The 18,189-nt window shown below is 58.9% G+C and carries 16 protein-coding genes; 12 read left to right on the top strand and 4 right to left on the bottom strand.

What is annotated here, in order from left to right; genetic code table 11:
• The first annotated feature begins 99 nt into the window (after positions 1–99).
• The 3 genes from AC13DJ_RS05420 (at position 100) to AC13DJ_RS05430 (ending at position 2,945) form a co-directional block, all read left to right on the top strand.
• On the top strand, positions 100–1,431 hold the full coding sequence (locus AC13DJ_RS05420; protein ID WP_474540299.1) for a ferredoxin reductase family protein: 1,332 nt from the start codon (positions 100–102) through the stop codon (positions 1,429–1,431).
• 50 nt (positions 1,432–1,481) lie between these two features.
• Positions 1,482–1,685, top strand: coding sequence for a YgaP family membrane protein (locus AC13DJ_RS05425; RefSeq protein ID WP_474540298.1), 204 nt, complete (start codon positions 1,482–1,484; stop codon positions 1,683–1,685).
• Positions 1,686–1,766: 81 nt separating this feature from the next.
• On the top strand, positions 1,767–2,945 hold the full coding sequence (locus AC13DJ_RS05430) for an alpha-hydroxy acid oxidase (RefSeq protein WP_474540297.1): 1,179 nt from the start codon (positions 1,767–1,769) through the stop codon (positions 2,943–2,945).
• A 6-nt stretch (positions 2,946–2,951) separates the two neighbouring features.
• Here the strand turns inward: AC13DJ_RS05430 and ubiT are convergent, their stop codons facing one another.
• The 3 genes from ubiT to AC13DJ_RS05445 all read right to left on the bottom strand — a co-directional run bounded on the left by ubiT (position 2,952) and on the right by AC13DJ_RS05445 (position 6,063).
• Positions 2,952–3,449, bottom strand: a complete 498-nt coding sequence (gene ubiT / locus AC13DJ_RS05435) for a ubiquinone anaerobic biosynthesis accessory factor UbiT (protein ID WP_289101882.1) — start codon at positions 3,447–3,449, stop codon at positions 2,952–2,954.
• A 68-nt stretch (positions 3,450–3,517) separates the two neighbouring features.
• Positions 3,518–4,177 carry a two-component system response regulator NarL gene (narL, locus tag AC13DJ_RS05440; RefSeq protein WP_199456597.1) on the bottom strand — a complete coding sequence of 220 codons (660 nt, stop codon included), beginning with the start codon at positions 4,175–4,177 and terminating at the stop codon, positions 3,518–3,520.
• A 29-nt stretch (positions 4,178–4,206) separates the two neighbouring features.
• Positions 4,207–6,063: a histidine kinase gene (locus AC13DJ_RS05445; protein WP_199456599.1), complete on the bottom strand. Its 1,857-nt coding sequence runs from the start codon at positions 6,061–6,063 to the stop codon at positions 4,207–4,209.
• A 188-nt stretch (positions 6,064–6,251) separates the two neighbouring features.
• Between AC13DJ_RS05445 and AC13DJ_RS05450 the strand changes: the two genes are divergently transcribed.
• The 8 genes from AC13DJ_RS05450 (at position 6,252) to AC13DJ_RS05485 (ending at position 16,505) form a co-directional block, all read left to right on the top strand.
• Entirely contained in the window at positions 6,252–7,505 is a 1,254-nt protein-coding gene (locus AC13DJ_RS05450) for an MFS transporter (RefSeq protein WP_199456600.1), read from the top strand.
• Between the two features lie 119 nt (positions 7,506–7,624).
• A complete protein-coding gene (locus tag AC13DJ_RS05455; protein WP_199456601.1) occupies positions 7,625–8,374 on the top strand; it encodes a Crp/Fnr family transcriptional regulator in 750 nt (249 codons plus the stop codon).
• An 84-nt stretch (positions 8,375–8,458) separates the two neighbouring features.
• Positions 8,459–10,624 carry a transcriptional regulator NosR gene (nosR, locus tag AC13DJ_RS05460; protein WP_414673925.1) on the top strand — a complete coding sequence of 722 codons (2,166 nt, stop codon included), beginning with the start codon at positions 8,459–8,461 and terminating at the stop codon, positions 10,622–10,624.
• An 82-nt stretch (positions 10,625–10,706) separates the two neighbouring features.
• Positions 10,707–12,602 (top strand): TAT-dependent nitrous-oxide reductase, encoded by a 1,896-nt coding sequence (gene nosZ / locus AC13DJ_RS05465; RefSeq protein WP_288373573.1) that lies wholly within the window; start codon positions 10,707–10,709, stop codon positions 12,600–12,602.
• Positions 12,603–12,824: 222 nt separating this feature from the next.
• Entirely contained in the window at positions 12,825–14,093 is a 1,269-nt protein-coding gene (locus tag AC13DJ_RS05470) for a nitrous oxide reductase family maturation protein NosD (protein WP_286815706.1), read from the top strand.
• Entirely contained in the window at positions 14,090–15,022 is a 933-nt protein-coding gene (locus AC13DJ_RS05475; protein WP_288370277.1) for an ABC transporter ATP-binding protein, read from the top strand. The genes AC13DJ_RS05470 and AC13DJ_RS05475 overlap by 4 nt, the downstream gene beginning before the upstream one ends.
• The gene (locus AC13DJ_RS05480; RefSeq protein WP_474540294.1) at positions 15,019–15,849 is read left to right on the top strand and encodes an ABC transporter permease; all 831 of its coding nucleotides are present in this window, start codon (positions 15,019–15,021) and stop codon (positions 15,847–15,849) included. Before AC13DJ_RS05475 ends, AC13DJ_RS05480 begins: the two co-directional genes overlap by 4 nt.
• A gap of 23 nt (positions 15,850–15,872) precedes the next feature.
• On the top strand, positions 15,873–16,505 hold the full coding sequence (locus AC13DJ_RS05485; protein ID WP_474540293.1) for a nitrous oxide reductase accessory protein NosL: 633 nt from the start codon (positions 15,873–15,875) through the stop codon (positions 16,503–16,505).
• 90 nt (positions 16,506–16,595) lie between these two features.
• Here AC13DJ_RS05485 and moaA read toward each other — a convergent pair whose 3' ends face one another.
• The gene (gene moaA / locus AC13DJ_RS05490) at positions 16,596–17,588 is read right to left on the bottom strand and encodes a GTP 3',8-cyclase MoaA (protein ID WP_058341664.1); all 993 of its coding nucleotides are present in this window, start codon (positions 17,586–17,588) and stop codon (positions 16,596–16,598) included.
• A gap of 196 nt (positions 17,589–17,784) precedes the next feature.
• Here moaA and AC13DJ_RS05495 point away from each other — a divergent pair, with 196 nt between their 5' ends.
• Positions 17,785–18,177 carry a YbaN family protein gene (locus AC13DJ_RS05495; protein ID WP_094623724.1) on the top strand — a complete coding sequence of 131 codons (393 nt, stop codon included), beginning with the start codon at positions 17,785–17,787 and terminating at the stop codon, positions 18,175–18,177.
• The last annotated feature ends 12 nt before the right edge of the window (positions 18,178–18,189 follow it).

Genomic DNA, 18,189 nt, shown 5'->3' on the forward strand with positions numbered 1-18,189 from the left:
AAGCCGTGTAAAGGCCATCCGGTTTGATTTACCTCAAGCATTACGAGCGGTGGTAAGCGTAGTTTGCTATTAGTTGATGGCGACGCAGAGGAAATTGCCATGTCGCGTATTCCGTTGTTTTTCTGGGGGCTGGTTGCAGTCGTCAGTGCTGTCTGGTTCGCAGCCGATAGCCTTTGGGTGAGCCCGTTTGCTTACTTCCCGTTCCGGTCGGTGTTTGTGCAGTATTCTGGCATCCTGGCGGTGGTCATGATGGCGGGGGCCCTGGTGCTGGCGTTGCGGCTGCGGGTTCTGGAACGTTGGGTTGGTGGCCTGGACAAGGTGTACCGGCTGCACAAATGGCTGGGCATTGGCTCGCTGGTGCTGGCCACGCTGCATTGGTGGTGGGCGCAGGGCACCAAGTGGATGGTGGGCTGGGGCTGGCTGGATAAGCCGGCCGGCAAAGGTGCCGGGCAGCAACTCACCGGCCTTGAAGCCTGGTTCCGCGGCCAGCGGGGGCTGGCAGAAACTTTGGGAGAATGGGCCTTCTATGCGGCTGCGGTGCTGATTGTGCTGGCGCTGGTGAAGGCTTTTCCCTATCACCTGTTCCGTAAAACCCACAAATTGCTGGCGGTGGTGTTCCTGCCCCTGGCCTGGCACAGCTTTATCCTGATGGAGTTTGATTACTGGGCAGCACCCATTGGCTGGCTGACTCAGGCCGCTGTTGTGGCTGGCAGTGTTGCAGCCGTTTTGCTGCTGGTGGGCTGGCCGGGCAAGGTTCGGAAGGTACCGGGGGAGGTGGTTTCGGTCACCCGCTATCCGGACCTGAAAGTTTTCGAGTTTCTGGTGAAGGTAACGCAGGGTTGGTCTGGCCATAGTCCCGGGCAGTTTGCCTTTATCACCTCGGATGCTGCGGAAGGCCCGCACCCTTACACCATTGCATCAGACTGGAATCCGGAAACCCGGTGCCTGAAATTTGTGGTCAAGGAACTGGGAGATCACACCCGCCGGGCAAGCCGCCGGATCTGCGAGGGTATGCCGGTTACGTTGGAGGGGCCCTATGGCGGCTTTGATTTTGAAGATGATTGCCGCACCCAGATCTGGGTAGGGGCGGGCATCGGTATTACTCCCTTTATTGCCCGGATGGGTCGCCTGGCGGGCCGTCCTGACAGCCGCACTGTCTATCTGTTCCATCCTACTGCGGATGTCAGCGAGGAGGCCCTCGCAAAGTTGCGGGCAGATGCGGAAGCCGCGGGCGTTAACCTGGTCATTCGATGCAGCCGCACCGAAGGCCGGCTGACGCCGGAGGAAATCCGGGATGCGGTACCCGACTGGCAGAATGCCAGCCTGTGGTACTGCGGCCCGGTGGGGCTGGCCAATACGCTGTTCAACCAGTTCCGGAAATGGGGTATGCCGGCCCGGCGGATGCACCGGGAGTTTTTTGATATGCGCTGACCGGCACCCGGGTGTATAACTGTAATTCCAGTTTCTTCAGGAGGTTTGCTATGACAATCAACGAAGGACTCCGCCTGATGGCAGGCGTGTTCATCCTGATTTCCATTCTGCTCGCCCACTATGTGAGCCCTTACTGGCTGCTGTTCACCGGCTTTATTGCCTTGAACCTGATTCAGTCATCGTTCACCAAGTGGTGCCCGGCGATGATGATCCTCAAGAAAATGGGGTTGAAGGAGGAAAGGCTGGTTAACTGATTGGTTGTTTCGGCAGGCTTGCGCTCGCGAACGCGGTTATAGAGAATTCCGTAGCAAACACAATAAAAACAGGAGTTTTCCATGCTGGCTCCGGCCTCCGTTGATGATTACCGGCTGCTTGCAAGGCGCCGCTTACCCCGCATGCTGTTTGATTACCTGGATGGCGGCGCCTTTACTGAATCTACCCAGCGCGCAAACCGTGAGGCCTTTGGCCAATGGCATTTCCGGCAGCGGGTCATGCAGGATGTCTCGGCAGTGGATACCTCCTCCACATTACTGGGACAGCCGGTGTCATTGCCGCTGGGCCTGGCGCCCATGGGCCTGGCAGGCATGCTGGCAACCCGGGGCGAGACCCAGGCAGCCCGGGCTGCGGGCCAGTCAGGAATACCTTTCTGCCTGAGCACGGTCTCTATCTGTTCTGTTGAGGAAGTGGCCGAGGCTGCGCCGGAGACAGACCGCTGGTTCCAGCTTTATGTCCTGAAAGACCGAAACTTCTCTGCAGACCTGCTGCGCCGGGCCTGGGATGCCGGCTATCGGGTGCTGGTGTTTACCGTCGACCTGGCCCGCTTGGGGCTGAGATACCGGGATGTCCGTAACGGTATGAACGGAGGCCTGTCTGCCGTTGGCAAGCTGCGCAAGGCAGCGGACCTGTTGGGCCATCCGCGCTGGCTGTCCCGTGTTGCTCTTGGCGGCAAGCCGCTGACCTTCGGAAACCTGGCCAGTGTGGTGCCCTCCGGGCGTAAACCTGAGGACTTCAAGGCCTGGGTCGAAAGTCAGTTTGATCCATCGGTTACCTGGAAAGACCTGGATTGGGTGCGGGAAAACTGGCCGGGCAAGCTGGTGATCAAGGGCGTGATGGAGCCGGAGGACGCCCGCTCGGCGGTGGCGGTCGGGGCCGACGCCATTGTGGTATCAAATCATGGTGGTCGTCAGCTGGACGGCGCGCCGGCTTCACTGAGCGCCTTGCCCGCCATGGTGGATGCAGTGGCCGGGGAATGCCAGGTGCTTGTGGATGGTGGCGTTCAGACCGGCCAGGACGTTGTCCGGGCCTTGTGCCTGGGGGCTAATGGTTGCCTGGTCGGGCGGCCCTGGGGCTATGCCCTGGCGGCCGGTGGTCAGGCGGCTGTTGAAAACCTGCTAACCAATATCCGTTATGAAACCGAGCTGACGCTTTCGCTGATGGGCAAAACGGCGCTTGATCAGTTGTCCCGGTCAGACCTTTTGTCGCTGGACGAGCTTCAGGCGCTTAGCCGCGCCTGAGCTTGTTCAGGACTTGATGAAGAGCAGTTTCCGTGGGCTGAAATCCCATTCCAGGCTGTCCAGCAGGTTTTTCAGGGCCAGCCCCAGTTCGGTGTCGCCTTCAATCACCAGGCGGCGCTGGAAAAACAGCTGGTCCGGGTCCTGCTTGCGCTCGGCGAGGGTTTTGAACGCGGCCAGGGAGCCACGGATGGTGGCTTCGCCCGGGCCGTCGACAATGCGTAAACGCCCGGCCCAGAAACCGAAGGTTATCCCGGGGTGGCCGCCGTTTACTTCCAGCCGGATTCGCCGGCCCTCGAAGTCATCAAATTCCCCCTCGGCCATGGCCTCGGCAAACAGCCGGTTAAGCGGAGCTTCCGCGACCAGCTGTTTGAAAGGCATGGGGATTGACCGTTCAATGGTGCCCAGAGCCGGTGCCGGCGAGGGCAGGAACTCTTTCAGCACTGCCAGGGATTGATCCATCAAGGGGCTGTGCAGGGCAGCAATGGGGGGTAGCGAAAAGGCCATGGTTTACTCCGGGCGGTCAGAAACCCGCCCAGAGTAAAGCAAAAAACCCGGGGGTGATTTGATATAACTCAGCCCTTGTGCAGGCCTTCTTCCACAGCCCACACGGCAACCTCTACCCGGGAGCGCAGGCTCAGTTTTTTGAGCAGGTGTTTTACGTGGACTTTCACTGTGCCATCGCTGATGTCGAGTTTGCGGCCGATCATCTTGTTGGACAGGCCTTCGGCGATCAGTTTCAGGATGTCCTTTTCGCGTGGGGTCAGGCTGTCGAAATCCGGGCGCGAGGCCTGTTGCGGCTTGTTGGAGCGCAGGGCTTCGGCCAGCAGGGTGGTCAGCCGGTCGCTGATCACCATTTTGCCAACGGCTGCCTGGTGCAGCTGGGCGATCATGTCTTCCGGTTCCATGTCCTTGAGCAGATAGCCATCAGCGCCGGCGCGCAGGGCGGCAACCACGTCGTCTTCCTGGTCTGAAACGGTGAACATGATAATGCGGGAGCTGATGTTCTGGGCCCTGAGCCTTTTCAGGGCTTCAATGCCGTCCATCTCCGGCATGTTCAGGTCCATCAGGATCAGGTCGGGCTCTATCTCGGTTGCCATCCGGATGCCGTCGGCGGCGTTGCTGGCTTCGCCGACAACTTCCATATCCTGTTCCATGCTGATCAATTGCTTGATGCCCTGGCGCAGCAAGGGATGATCGTCTATCAGCAGGATACTTGCGGGTGTTTCAGACATATTCTTTCTCGTTTAAGGCATTTGTCGGTTCAGGCGGTTGATGACTGCACGGCAATCAGGTTCCGGCTTTTGGGAACGAATGTTAACTCAACTTCCACGCCGCCTTCCTCCCGGTTTTTCACTTCTACGGTTCCGCCCAGAGTCCTGGCCCGGTCCTGCATGATCACCATGCCGTAGTGGTTCACGGGTTGTCCGCCTCCGGGCAGGCCTTTGCCGTTATCCCTGATACGGGCACAGACTCTGGGAGATTCAAATACGACCTCTACAGCAATGTCGGTGGCATCGGCATGCTTGACGGCATTGGCCAGGCCTTCCCGGATAATCTGCAGGGTGTGGATCTCTTCGTTGGGCGACAGGGTCTGGGGCGGCAGGTTGTACTCCAGTGCCACCGGCCGGCCCAGCCGTTCAGAGAACTCATCGATGGTTTTGCTCAGGGCACTGGCCAGGTCCGGTGTATCCAGTTTCAGGCGGAAGGTGGCCAGCAGTTCCCGCAACTGGCGGTAGGCACTGTTCAGGCCGGTGCTGAGTTCGTCCAGGATCTCGCTGTGCAGTTTTTCCTGGTCACCGCTGATATTGAGCCGGCGCAGCCGTGTTACCTGCATTTTCAGGTAAGACAGGGACTGGGCCAGGGAGTCGTGCAGTTCCCGGGCGATGACGGTGCGCTCCTCAGCCAGGGTTTGTTGCTGCTCTTCGGTAATCTGGCGCTCCAGGAATATGGCCGTGGCCAGCTGGTCGGTCATGGTTTCCAGCAGTCGGCGGGACATGTCCGGCAGGCCCTTGTCTGCGGGGTACCAGACTTCCAGTGTACCCAGCAATTGGCCCGGAGTGCGGATAGGCAGCAACAGGCGACGGCCGTCGTTGCCTTCCAGTGGCAGGTCGTCGTACACCTCGGGTGTGACCAGGCACGCGTTGCAGTGGTGGTCCCGGCAGTAGAACGGGCGCTTGCTGGTGGCGGTGGTTACCGCCTCGATGGGTTCTGGTGAGCCTTTTTCATGCAGGTACAGGCGGATAGGGCCGATGCCCAGAAGCCGCTCCAGCTCCTGCAGGATTGGAATGGCACCGCTGCACAGGTCGTGGTTGGCGAACAGGCCGCGGCTGGCAACGTGCATGGCCTGCAGGGCGGAGTGGCTGATTTCCAGTTCTTCGGTTTTCCGTTGTACCCGGTTTTCCAGCTCGTAGTAGGTCAGAGCCAGTTCGCTGGTCATCTGGTCAAAGGCCTGGCCCAACCGGGCCAGTTCGTCGTTGCCTTTCAGGTTGGCCTTGTGGGAAAAGTCCTGCTCACCCACGGCAGTGGCAATGTGGATCAGTTTGCGCAGCGGGCGGAGTACCCGGTTTTTCAGGTCCAGGAACAGTGCCATCACAATCAGGATGGAAAAAATCATGCTGATGATCTGGATCAGCAGCAGCAGGTCGATACGGGCTTCCGTGCGTTGCTCCAGCATGGAAACCAGCAGGTCGACTTCGCTGGTGTACTGTTCGATGGACGCCACGATAGCGGGGGTCAGCGGTGTGCCGGCCTCATGCTGCTCGATTTCCGGCTTCAGCCGGGTCAGCCACAACTGCTTGACCTTCTGGTACTGCAGAGCCAGCGGGTGGTCGGTGCTGCGTGGTATGGAGCGCACAATGGCGGAGGTTTCCAGCCGGTTCTGGTAACTGGCTGTCTGGGCTTCGATACTGGCATCGCCGTTGGTCAGGTCTGTAGTGGCGGAGCGGGCTGCAAGCTGGAATGCTGCCATACGCAGGGCGCCGGCCTGGTTGATGGCGGTCGCATTGCCCTCGATGCTGCTGGAAATGCCGAGGGTAGTGGCCATGCTGACAATAGCGGTCAGAACAATAGCGCCGATCGCAACGGCCAGTCGGTTTACCAGCGGGCTTCTGGAAGTCATTCGTAGCAGGTGTTCCGGATAATGGTCATATAAAAGGCAGCTCCGGGCGGATTATGGCTGAAAGCCGCTACTCGGGATACCTCTTTGAGGATAGTCAATTACCCCGATAGTTGGTATCCCATCATAGCTTTTGACCTTGCGCTACGTAAAAGCCGAGACTGAGGATTGGTCTTTTGCAGGGTGAATAAATGCACGCACTTCCGGAACAGGACGACGAAGAACTGGCCTCGCTAGCGGTGGTATTGCCGTTGGCACTGGCAGGCTTTGTGGTGGCTGCCGGTTGCTGGACGCTGTTTGCGGTGGCGGGCGTGCATGTGAAGGCGCAGCTGGCGCTGTCCAGTGTCCAGTTCGGAGTGCTGCTGGCGGCGCCGATGGCGGTCAGCGCCCTGCTGGCCATTCCGGCGGGCCTGTGTGCCCGGCGTTTCGGTGCCCGGGCAGTCATGTTGTTTTGCCTTACCGGCCTGGCCTTGTGTATGGCGCTTCTGCTGGTGGCCAACAGTTACCCTGCACACCTGATTGTGGCCGCGGGCCTTGGGTTGGCGGGCGGTTTTTACAGTGCCGGCCTGCATTATGTGACCAGCCATTGCCGGCAAAGGCTGGGGCTGGTTCTCGGAATTTTTGGCGCCGGGGTTACCGGTGCGGCCTTCAACTATTACCTGGTTCCGCTGTTCCACGAAGCATACTCCTGGCAGGGGGTGCCCCTTGCCTACCTGACCGTGCTGCTGCTGGTGATTGCGTTGGTGCTACTACTCACGGACGCACGCCAGTACGGCGCCGGGGAGGGTGCTCGTTCCACGGGCCGGCCAGTATCCGAGCTGTTGCGTAACGGGCGCTCGCTCCCGCTGTGCCTGTATTTCGGCGTGGTGGCCGGCAGCTTTTTTGCCCTTGCCCTCTGGTTGCCGGACTTTCTCTCTGCCCAGTTCGGCTTGCAGCTGGGGGCAGGTGCCCGCATGGCCCAGTGGTTTGTTATCCCCGGCGCGCTGGCCCAGATTGCCGGCGGTGCGCTGTCAGACCGGCTGGGCAGCACCCCGGTGACCGCCCTGGCACTGATTGCCAGCCTGGTTGCCCTGTTTGTGTTGTCCTACCCGCCCATGACCCTGCACATCCGCGGGGTGGAAGGGGATATCGTGGTCAACTTCGCGTTGCCGGTTATCCTGGAACGGGGGTTGGTAATCCTGCTGGGGGTGGCCCTGGGCTGCGCCATGGGCAGTTTGCAGCGGGAGGTCATACTGGCCAACCGGGCCGAGGCCTCGCTGTTTGCCGGCCTGCTGCTGGTGAGCGCTTGCTCCGTGGCCTTCCTGCTGCCCGTGGCCTTTGGTGCCATTAACCAGTGGCTGGGCATCCGCACGGCGGTTTTCATGCTGTTGTTCGGTCTTTTAGGGCTTTGCCTGCTGATGTTTGCGGTAGGCACCCGCCATCGCGTTTATCAATATTTGAGTTAGATCAAATGTCAGGCGGTAATTGCCCGGATACCCCCATCGGGGGAGGGAATTCGGCGTGTCTACCCTCTAGTATTAAAACAATGATTTTGTATGCATGAAAATGCACAGGGGATACACCGATGGCCATGATGCAAGTTGCAGACAACCGATACTCCAAGCCCGTACTGGTAGCCGTAAACCAGACCCTGAGCGAACAGGACGGCGTTGATGCGCTCCGTAACCACACCTTGTTCCGCACTCTGCGAGACGAAGATCTCGACGGGCTGATCCAGCAGTCCCGCCGGCTTCGCCTGGGCCATCACCAGCTGCTGTATCGCCAGGATATGCCGGCTCACCATTTTTTCTTTGTCATCTCCGGCCGGCTGCGGCTGTACCGCCTGGACTCCTCCGGCATCGATCGCACCCTGGACAGCCTTGCGCCCGGTGACTGCTTTGCCGAGGTGATGATCTATGCAGACCCGCCCAAGTACGCCTGCTATGCCGAAGCGCTGAAATCCAGCGAAGTGCTGATGATCCCGGTGAAGGCCTACCAGAATTTGCTCACCCAGCACCCGGAATACGCACAGGCTGCGCTGCGCCACTATGCCCAGCGTGCGGTAACCCGGTTCCATGACCTGGAAATCATGACGGTACAGAGCGCCCGTGACCGCCTGGTGCGCTATCTCATCGATCTGCTGCCGGAGGGAACTCGCAACGGCGGCGAAGTGGAATTGCCGTTGCCCAAGTGCCTGGTAGCCTCCCGCCTTGCCATGCAGCCTGAAACCTTCTCACGGATTCTGGCCGACCTGAAATCCAGCGGGCTGGTGCGGGTTAATCGCAGCCGCCTGTTCATCGCCGACCCCCAGCGGTTGATGGATCTGAGTCTCTGATTCCGGTTGAGGCCCTCGGGCCTCTATACCCATAGAGGTATTTGATTTTTCAGGAATCTCGTCCAACCTTGTAGTCATTCAAACATGTTTGGGGAATTCTTTGTGATTGCTGTCACCCGGATTGCTTTGTCTTTTTTGCTGTTGTTTCTGGCCAGCGCCGTTTCCGCTCAACCCCTCTCTGAATACGACCCGCTGGCCGGGCGCCAGGTGATCGAGAGAGCCATTTCCGGGGTGACTGATTTCAGCCCGGTTGAGGGTAACCGGGCCGTCCAGGAACTTTATGCCGGGGAAGAGCTGGTGGGCTATGCTTACCAGACGATCGATTTTGTCCAGACTCCGGCCTACTCCGGCAAGCCCCTGAACGCCATGGTGGTGCTGGATACCGACGGGGTGATCAAAGGCTCCAAGGTTATCCACCACGACGAACCGATCCTGCTGATCGGTATTCCCGAGCAAAAAATGCATGACTTCACTGACCAGTACGCCGGGCTGAAAGCAGACCAGCGTGTAACGGTAGGTGGCAAGTCATCCGAGCGCCGTGTGGCGGTAGATGGCCTGTCCGGTGCCACGGTGACCGTGATGGTGATCAACGAAGTGATCATGCGCACCGCCCACCGCGTAGGTGGCGAGCTGGGCCTGATCGAAGTGAATGCAGGCAGCAAGCGCCCGCCGGTAGCGGAAGTAGACACCGAATCGTTCCAGGACAAGACCTGGGAAGAATTGACCGGAGATGGTTCCGTTCGCCGGCTGCTGCTGGCCCGCGGTACCGTAGACGACGCTTTCAAGGGCGGCCCCGCTGAAGGTGTGGAAGCTGCCGCACCGGATGAGCGGGATGACCCGCTGATCGACCTGTACGCCACCTATCTGAATGCCCCCACCATCGGCCGCAACCTGCTGGGCGAGAGCCAGTACCAGTGGCTGATGTCCGAGCTGAAAGACGGTGAGCATGCCATCGCGGTGATGGCCAATGGTGAGTACTCCTTCAAAGGTTCCGGCTACGTTCGTGGCGGTATCTTTGACCGGGTGCAGATTCGCCAGTTTGGTGACACCTTCAACTTCCGGGATCTCGACTTTTACCGCCTCAGCGATGTCTATGCCGAGGGCATGCCTGACTTTTCCGAGATGGCCATTTTTATTGCCCGGCAGCAGCATAAGTTTGACCCGGGTACTCCCTGGTCCCTGGAGCTGACGGTCAAGCGCCAGACCGGCCCGCTGGACAGCGAATTCGCGGTATTCCCGCTGGAATACCAGCTGCCGGACCAGTATTACACCCGCGCCGAGCCGGTTCTGACCGAAGAGGAATGGCTGGAAGAACAACCTCTGTGGGTGCAGGTGTGGTACCAGAAAGAGTTCCAGCTGATGGTGCTGGGTGCCGGTATTCTGGTGCTGCTGTTCATCCTGTTCTTCCAGGACTGGCTGGTGCAGAAGCCGAAGATGATGCGCTGGATTCGCCATGGCTTCCTGGTCTACACCCTGTTCTTCATTGGCTGGTATGCACTGGGGCAACTCTCCATTGTGAACGTGCTGACCTTTGTGAACAGCCTGATCAGCGGCTTTACCTGGGAAACCTTCCTGATCGACCCGATGCTGTTCATCCTCTGGTCTGTGGTTGCCGGCATCGTGCTGCTCTGGGGCCGTGCGGTTTACTGCGGCTGGCTGTGCCCGTTCGGTGCCCTGCAGGAGCTGATCAACGAAATTGCCCGCAAGCTGAAGGTGCCCCAGTACACCGTGCCGTTTGCCTGGCATGAGCGGCTGTGGGCGATCAAGTACATCATCCTGCTGGTGCTGTTCGGTGTGTCCCTGGAGTCCATGGCCACCGCTGAGCAGATGGCCGAGGTGGAGCCGTTCAAAACCGCTATCACCCTGCATTTCGACCGTAGCTGGCCGTTTGTGACCTACGCCGTGCTGCTGCTGGTGGTGAATATCTTCACCCGTAAGGTTTACTGCCGTTACCTGTGCCCCCTGGGTGCTGCCCTGGCACTGCCCACCAAGTTGCGGGTATTCGACTGGCTCAAGCGTCGCAAAGAGTGTGGCAACCCCTGTCGCCTCTGCGACAAAGAATGTGAAGTCCAGGCCATCCATCCGGACGGGCATATCAACTACATGGAATGTCACTACTGCCTGGATTGCCAGATGACGTATTTCGATGACCACAAGTGCCCGCCGCTGATTGTGAAGCGCCGTGGCAAGCGCCGTGGTCACAACGCGCCCGGCCACCCGGAAGAAATCCCGGTGGTGCAGGTGAACTGAGTTGTCCCGAGGAGCCAATCATAAGGCCCCGGAAAACCATGAGAAGCAATAACCGCCATAACCAATAACGGAGTTGGATGCTATGAAAAAAAGAGATGATCTGATCAAGGACAAGCAGGAGGCACCGGAAGGCGGCCTGAGCCGTCGTCGCTTTATGGGCGCGGCGGCGCTCGCAGGCGTAGCCGGTGCAACCGGTCTTGGCTCAACCATCATGACCCGTGAATCGTTTGCCGCTGCCGCCAAGGAAGCCAAGAACAAGATTTACATCGAGCCCGGCGAACTGGACGAATACTACGGTTTCTGGAGTGGTGGTCACCAGGGTGAAGTACGTGTTCTGGGCGTGCCGTCCATGCGTGAACTGATGCGGATTCCGGTATTCAACGTGGACCCGGCTACAGGTTGGGGTATCACCAACGAGAGTAAGGAAATTCTTGGCGGCGACCAGCAGTACCTGAACGGCGACTGCCACCACCCGCATATCTCCATGGAAGACGGTCGTTACGATGGTAAGTACCTGTTCATCAACGACAAGGCCAACACCCGGGTAGCCCGTATCCGTCTGGATATCATGAAGACGGACAAGGTCACCTTCATTCCGAACGTGCAGGCGATCCATGGCCTGCGTCTGCAGAAGGTGCCGCGCACCAACTACGTATTCTGCAACGCCGAGTTTGTAATTCCGCAGCCGAACGACGGCACGGATTTCAGCCTGGAAAACAGCTACACCATGTTCACCGCGCTTGATGCAGAAACCATGGAAGTGGCCTGGCAGGTGATTGTGGACGGCAATCTGGATAACACCGATGCTGACTACACCGGCAAGTACGCGGCCTCTACCTGCTACAACTCCGAGCGGGCGCTGGACCTGGCCGGCACCATGCGTAACGACCGCGACTGGGTCGTCGTGTTCAACATTGAACGCATTGCAGCGGCAGTCAAGGCTGGCAACTACAAGACGATCGGCGACTCCAAGGTTCCGGTTGTGGACGGCCGTGGCAAGTCCGAATTCACCCGTTACATTCCGGTACCGAAGAACCCGCATGGTCTGAACACGTCTCCGGACGGCAAGTACTTTATTGCAAACGGCAAGCTTTCTCCAACTGTGTCGATCATTGCGATAGACAAGCTGGATGATCTGTTCGAAGACAAGATTGAACTGCGTGACACCATCGTGGCTGAGCCGGAACTGGGCCTTGGGCCCCTGCATACCACGTTTGATGGCCGTGGCAATGCTTACACCACGCTGTTTATCGACAGCCAGGTGTGCAAGTGGAACATTGCCGATGCCATCAAGCACTATAATGGCGACAAGGTGAACTACATCCGCCAGAAGCTGGACGTGCAGTATCAGCCGGGCCATAACCACGCTTCGCTGACCGAGTCTCGTGATGCCGATGGCAAATGGCTGGTGGTTCTGTCCAAGTTCTCCAAGGACCGTTTCCTGCCGGTTGGCCCGCTCCATCCGGAGAACGACCAGCTGATCGATATTTCCGGCGAGGAAATGAAACTGGTTCACGATGGCCCGACTTATGCCGAGCCGCACGACTGTATCCTGGTACGTCGTGACCAGATCAAGACCAAGAAGATCTACGAGCGCAACGACCCCTACTTCGCCAGCTGTCGTGCCCAGGCTGAGAAGGACGGTGTGACTCTGGAATCCGACAACAAGGTGATCCGCGACGGCAACAAGGTTCGTGTTTACATGACCTCTGTAGCGCCGCAGTTCGGTATGACCGAGTTCAAGGTGAAAGAAGGTGACGAAGTGACGGTTACCGTAACCAACCTGGATACCATCGAAGACGTAACCCACGGCTTCTGTATGGTAAACCACGGTGTTAGCATGGAAATCAGCCCGCAGCAGACAGCGTCTGTTACCTTTACGGCCGGCAAGCCCGGTGTGTACTGGTACTACTGCAACTGGTTCTGCCATGCACTGCACATGGAAATGGGCGGTCGTATGCTGGTCGAAAAGGCCTGATAGGCTTTCCTGGTCGGGGTCCCTGTTTGGGGCCCCGCTTTTTAGTTTGGGGGTAGCAACCCAAGTGGAGAGCCCTTTCCAAAACACGCTCCTGCGGCACATCCCTGTGGCGCTTGAGCTCCGCCATCCATGGCTCCGCACAGTTTTGGAAAGGGCTCTCCACTTGGCTTGCCGCACATTGGGTGCGGGGCCCGGAATCGCTCACTTTTCAGAGAAACATTGATGTACCAACTTTTGCGTTATGGAGTGGCCCTGTCAGTCGCTCTTTTATCGCTTGCCGCCCATGCGGACCTGCAACAACAGCTTGATAGCCTGGAACCGGGTTCTTCCTTCGAGCTGCCCCCCGAAACATTGTCGCCGCTGGCTATCAGGGTGCCGGGGGTGACTGTGTCCTGCGCGCAGGAAACCGTCATTGATGGTCGGGGGCAGGGGAATACCGTGGATATTCTGGCCGAGGGGGTAACGTTTTCCGGGTGTACGGTGCGTAACTGGGGCAAGGATCTCAATGAGCTTGATGCCGGTATTTTTGTTGCCCGTGAGGCCAGCGGTTCGGTGGTAGAGGACAATCGTCTGCAAGGGCCGGCGTTCGGGGTTTGGCTGGATGCGACGCCAGATGTGACTGTGCGGAATAATCATATCCGTGGCGAGACGAGTTTGCGGTCCCAGGACCGGGGCAACGGCATTCATCTGTTTAATACCACCGGTGCGTTGATTGAAGGCAATGACATCAGTCAGACCCGGGATGCGATCTACATAGAGACGGCGAATAACAACAAGATTCTGAACAACCTGATGACGGATCTTCGTTACGGCATTCATTACATGTATTCGATGCGCAATCTGCTGGAGGGCAATGTGACTCGGGGCACGCGCACCGGGTATGCGTTGATGCAGAGTAAGTACCTGACAGTGCTGAATAACCGTTCTGAAAACGATGAAAACTACGGTATTTTGATGAACTTCATCACTAATTCGACTCTTCGGGGTAATGTGGTGACCGGGGTGTCGGAAGGGCAAACTGGCCGTGTGATGATCTCCGGTGGTGAAGGTAAGGCGGTTTTTATCTATAACTCGCTGTATAACACCTTTGAGGGCAACCTGTTTGCCGACAGCAACATCGGCATTCACCTGACCGCCGGCTCGGAAGACAACGAAGTTTTTGACAACGCCTTCGTGAACAACGAGCGCCAGGTCAAGTATGTGGCCACCCGCACCCAGTCCTGGGCCAAAGAGGGCAAAGGCAATTTCTGGAGTGACTACCTGGGCTGGGACCGCAACCAGGACGGCCTGGGCGATGTACCCTATGAGCCCAACGACAACGTGGACCGGCTGCTGTGGAAATACCCGGAAGCCAAGGTGCTGATGTTCAGCCCTGCGGTCGACACCCTGCGCTGGGTGCAGGATGCCTTCCCGGTAGTGAAATCTGCCGGTGTGAGTGACCCCCATCCGCTGATGCGAATTCCCGAGTACCTGGAATCGGAGATCCGATGAACTGTTTTCGACTTGAGAACGTCAGCCACCGTTACGACAAGGCGACGGTGCTGCACGGTGTTGACCTGCGGCTGGAACCGGGAGAAATTCTCGGCCTGTTCGGCCACAACGGGGCTGGCAAGACCACCTCGATCAAACTGATACTGGGGCTGATGAAGCCTACCGAAGGTAAAGTGTCAGTCCTCGATGGCGAGGCCGGCGACCCGGGCGTGACCCAGCATATTGGCTACTTGCCGGAGAACGTGATGTTCTACCCGCAGCTGACCGGCCGGGAAATTCTCAGCCATTTCGCCCGTCTGAAAGGCGCACCCCTGCGCCAGGTGCCGGAACTGCTGAAACAGGTGGGCCTTGGTGACGCCATGGACGCCCGCACCAAAACCTATTCCAAAGGCATGCGCCAGCGCCTGGGCCTGGCCCAGGCCCTGCTTGGCAAACCCAAACTGCTGATGCTGGACGAACCCACCGTCGGCCTGGACCCGGTGGCTACCGCAGACCTGTACCGGTTGTTGCGTGACCTGCGCGACGAAGGCACCGGCATCGTACTGTGCTCCCACGTACTGCCGGGTGTTGAACCCTACATCGACCGCGCCGCCATTCTGACCGAAGGCGCCCTGAAAGCCGCCGGTGACCTGCCATCCCTGAGGCAGCAGGCCAACATGCCGGTTACCCTGAGCCTGTTGCCCAGCAACAGCCTGGCGGCGCTCGAAAAAGTGATCGAACAGGCAGGGGAGAGCACCGGCCTGATGATGAAAACCGATAACGGACGACTGCAGGTAGACGTGAGACCCCTGGAAAAAATGCCCCTGATCCAGACCCTGATGAACTCCGGCGAAGTAGCCGACCTGGGCATTCACCAGCCCAGCCTTGAAGACATCTACGTGCACTTCATCGGCTCCGGCGGCCTGGCACATCGTGGAGGCAGCCAATGAACGCAATCTGGACCATCGCCCGCAAAGAACTGAGCGACAGCCTGCGTAACCGCTGGCTGGTAGCAATCTCTGTGGTCTTCGCCACCCTGGCACTGGGTATTGCCTGGTTCGGCGCGGCCGCTTCCGGGCAGGTAGGCTACGCCTCCACCCCCGCCACCATCGCCAGCCTGGCCAGCCTGGGTATCTTCCTGATCCCCCTGATCGCCCTGCTGCTGGCCTACGATGCCATCGTCGGTGAGGAAGAAGGCGGCACCCTGTTGCTGCTGATGACTTACCCGTTGAGCAAAAGCCAGCTGCTGCTGGGCAAATTCATGGGCCATGGCCTGACCCTTGCCCTGGCCACCCTGATTGGCTTTGGCGTGGCCGGTATCGCCATTGCCGCCCTGGTGGAAGACGTTGCTATCGGCGCACTGGCCGCTGCCATGGGCCGTTTCATCGGCTCCACCATCCTGCTGGGCTGGGGCTTTATCGCCCTGGCGTACCTGGTCAGCGTGCGGGTCAGCGAGAAGCCCGTTGCCGCCGGCATGGCCCTGGCGATCTGGTTCTTCTTTGTCCTGATCTTTGACCTGATGCTGCTGGGCGTCCTGGTGGCCAGCGAAGGCAAACTCAACCCCGAATTACTGCCCTGGCTGCTGATGCTCAACCCCACCGACATCTACCGGTTGCTCAACATCGTCGCCTTCGGCGACAGCAGCCAGCTGAGCGGCGTCCTAAGCCTGGGCTCCGACCTGCCCATCGGCGCCGGCGGCCTGTGGCTCGGCCTGCTGGTATGGTGTGCCGTTCCCCTGGGCGGCGCCCTGTTACTGTTCAAAAACCGAAGAATCTGACCCTCACCGGAGAGCACTGACCCATGACAACCCACTTCAGCAAATGGCTCCTCGCCGCCCTGGCTGTCGTCATCCTCGCCGGCTGCTCCGGCGGTGAACAGGAAGTCGTCGCCAAGCCCGACCCCGTCCACTTCGAATCCGGCGACGAATGCCATGTATGCGGCATGGTCATCACCAACTTCCCGGGCCCGAAAGGCCAGGCCTTCACGGAGCGTGAACAGGATATCCGCAAGTTCTGCTCCACCAAGGACATGTTCGCCTGGTTCCTGCAGCCGGAAAACGAAAACCGGGACCACACCCTGTACGTTCACAACATGGCCCAGACCGACTGGGAGCACCCGGACGACACCCACCTGATCGATGCCCGTGAAGCCTTCTATGTGGTTGGCTCAGAACGCACCGGTTCCATGGGCCCGACCCTGGCCTCCTTTGCCACCGAAACCGAAGCCACTGACTTTGCCTCAGAGCACGGCGGAGAAGTCTTTGCCTTCGCAGATATCACCATGGAGCACCTCAACGCCGGCATGACCATGCACGACATGGGTGGCATGGAAGGTATGCATGATGGACACGATATGGACATGGCTGAAGAAGCCGGAATGGCTGGCGACGACAACACGGAAGAAGACCACAGCGGTCACAATATGGACCACTGAAGCAGAAACAGGGAAAAACAGTTCAGGATAGAGCAGGGAGACAGGATTAGTCTGTTCTGTGGACTATGCCACCTGCGCCCACTCCAAGGTTTAGCCGCCGGTCATATTCATAAACCGAAGAATCTGCACCTCCCCCTCCGAAGAAAAGTGATGCCGCTCCGGCTTCAAATCCATCGCCGAAATAATCGCCTGCCGAAGCTTCTCATCATCCCCGGGGAACTCCCGCAGAACCTCCCGCAAATCCATCGAATGCTCATTCCCCAGGCACAGCAAAAGCCGCCCCTCCACCGTAACCCGAACCCGGTTACAGGTGTCGCAGAAATTATGGGAATGCGGAGAAATAAAACCCACCCGAACCGGACTGTCCGGCATCCGGTAATAGCGCGCAGGCCCGCCGGAATCCTCGGTAGCGGGAATCAGCTCATGGCGCTGGCGGATAATATCCCGCACCTCGGCACTGGTACACAGGGCCAGGCCACGGTCGTGCTCGGAAATCTCCCCCAGCGGCATCTCCTCGATAAAGGTAATATCCAGCTGCTTCTTCCGGGCGAACTCGATCAGTTCCGGCACTTCCACGTCGTTCCGGCCCTTCATCACCACCGTATTCAGCTTGATACCCCGAAAGCCCGCCTCCCGGGCGGCTTCAATGCCATCAAGCACCTGGCTCAATTTGCCGGTGCGGGTTATACGGTGAAACTTGTCAGCATCCAGTGAATCCAGGCTGATATTAAGGCGGTGCAGCCCACCCCGGCGCAGCTCATCCGCCATCTCCGGTAACTGGCTGCCGTTGGTGGTCATCGCGAAGTCCCGCAGGCCATAACTGCCGATTTCCCTGACCAGGTCCAGGACACCCTTACGAACCAGGGGCTCACCCCCGGTCAGGCGGATCTTCTCGGTGCCAAGATCCACAAAGTTACGGGCCACCCGGGCAATCTCTTCCAGCGAGAGAATCTGGCTGCGGGGCAGAAACACCATCTCTTCAGCCATACAGTAAACACAACGGAAGTCACAGCGATCCGTCACCGACAGGCGAACATAGTTCACCGTGCGGCCGAAGCGGTCTGTCAGTTGGTTTGCGGGCATCTGGGCGATTCCTGTTGCAACACATGGTTATGAGTATAGATGCAGTATGGCAAAGCCTGAGACAGATTCCGAGACCTGAGTAAGGATAAACACGGCTACCACCGTACAACCATTAATGGGTATTTTTTATGCAGGTTATAGGCGCTAAACTGAAAGCAAGACCCTATTCCTTAATCACGGTAGAATGGATACAGGTATGAACGGTCACGAGGCCCGCATGATGGCCGCACAGCCAAACAAAACCGGTTTCCGGATTCTTGCGTATATCTCGGCATTGCTCGGGTTAGCTGGCGTAGTGTTGCCTCTGCTTCCGACCACGCCCTTTGTGTTGTTGGCCGCCTTTTTTGCCAGCAAAGGGTCGCCGGCGTTTGCCCTGTGGCTGGAGCAGCACCCGGCGTTTGGCCCTGCCATTGAACAGTGGCGGGAACGGCGAGCCATCCCCCTGAAAGCGAAACTGCTGGCCCTGGGAATGATGGTTCTGAGCTGGACTATGCTGCTGGCGCTCGGCTCGCCCCTGCTGGTACTGACAATTTCCGGCCTGTGTCTTTCGGCAATCGCCGCTTACTTGATAAGCCGGCCGTCCTGCTGAACCGCACGGCCC

Source organism: Marinobacter sp. L-46 (assembly GCF_056859535.1).

Coding starts and splice junctions, on each gene's coding strand:
- AC13DJ_RS05420 (WP_474540299.1), top strand. CDS start 100: ATGTCGCGTATTCCGTTGTTTTTCTGGGGGCTGGTTGCAGTCGTCAGT.
- AC13DJ_RS05425 (WP_474540298.1), top strand. CDS start 1,482: ATGACAATCAACGAAGGACTCCGCCTGATGGCAGGCGTGTTCATCCTG.
- AC13DJ_RS05430 (WP_474540297.1), top strand. CDS start 1,767: ATGCTGGCTCCGGCCTCCGTTGATGATTACCGGCTGCTTGCAAGGCGC.
- ubiT (WP_289101882.1), bottom strand. CDS start 3,449: ATGGCCTTTTCGCTACCCCCCATTGCTGCCCTGCACAGCCCCTTGATG.
- narL (WP_199456597.1), bottom strand. CDS start 4,177: ATGTCTGAAACACCCGCAAGTATCCTGCTGATAGACGATCATCCCTTG.
- AC13DJ_RS05445 (WP_199456599.1), bottom strand. CDS start 6,063: ATGACTTCCAGAAGCCCGCTGGTAAACCGACTGGCCGTTGCGATCGGC.
- AC13DJ_RS05450 (WP_199456600.1), top strand. CDS start 6,252: ATGCACGCACTTCCGGAACAGGACGACGAAGAACTGGCCTCGCTAGCG.
- AC13DJ_RS05455 (WP_199456601.1), top strand. CDS start 7,625: ATGGCCATGATGCAAGTTGCAGACAACCGATACTCCAAGCCCGTACTG.
- nosR (WP_414673925.1), top strand. CDS start 8,459: ATGTTTGGGGAATTCTTTGTGATTGCTGTCACCCGGATTGCTTTGTCT.
- nosZ (WP_288373573.1), top strand. CDS start 10,707: ATGAAAAAAAGAGATGATCTGATCAAGGACAAGCAGGAGGCACCGGAA.
- AC13DJ_RS05470 (WP_286815706.1), top strand. CDS start 12,825: ATGTACCAACTTTTGCGTTATGGAGTGGCCCTGTCAGTCGCTCTTTTA.
- AC13DJ_RS05475 (WP_288370277.1), top strand. CDS start 14,090: ATGAACTGTTTTCGACTTGAGAACGTCAGCCACCGTTACGACAAGGCG.
- AC13DJ_RS05480 (WP_474540294.1), top strand. CDS start 15,019: ATGAACGCAATCTGGACCATCGCCCGCAAAGAACTGAGCGACAGCCTG.
- AC13DJ_RS05485 (WP_474540293.1), top strand. CDS start 15,873: ATGACAACCCACTTCAGCAAATGGCTCCTCGCCGCCCTGGCTGTCGTC.
- moaA (WP_058341664.1), bottom strand. CDS start 17,588: ATGCCCGCAAACCAACTGACAGACCGCTTCGGCCGCACGGTGAACTAT.
- AC13DJ_RS05495 (WP_094623724.1), top strand. CDS start 17,785: ATGAACGGTCACGAGGCCCGCATGATGGCCGCACAGCCAAACAAAACC.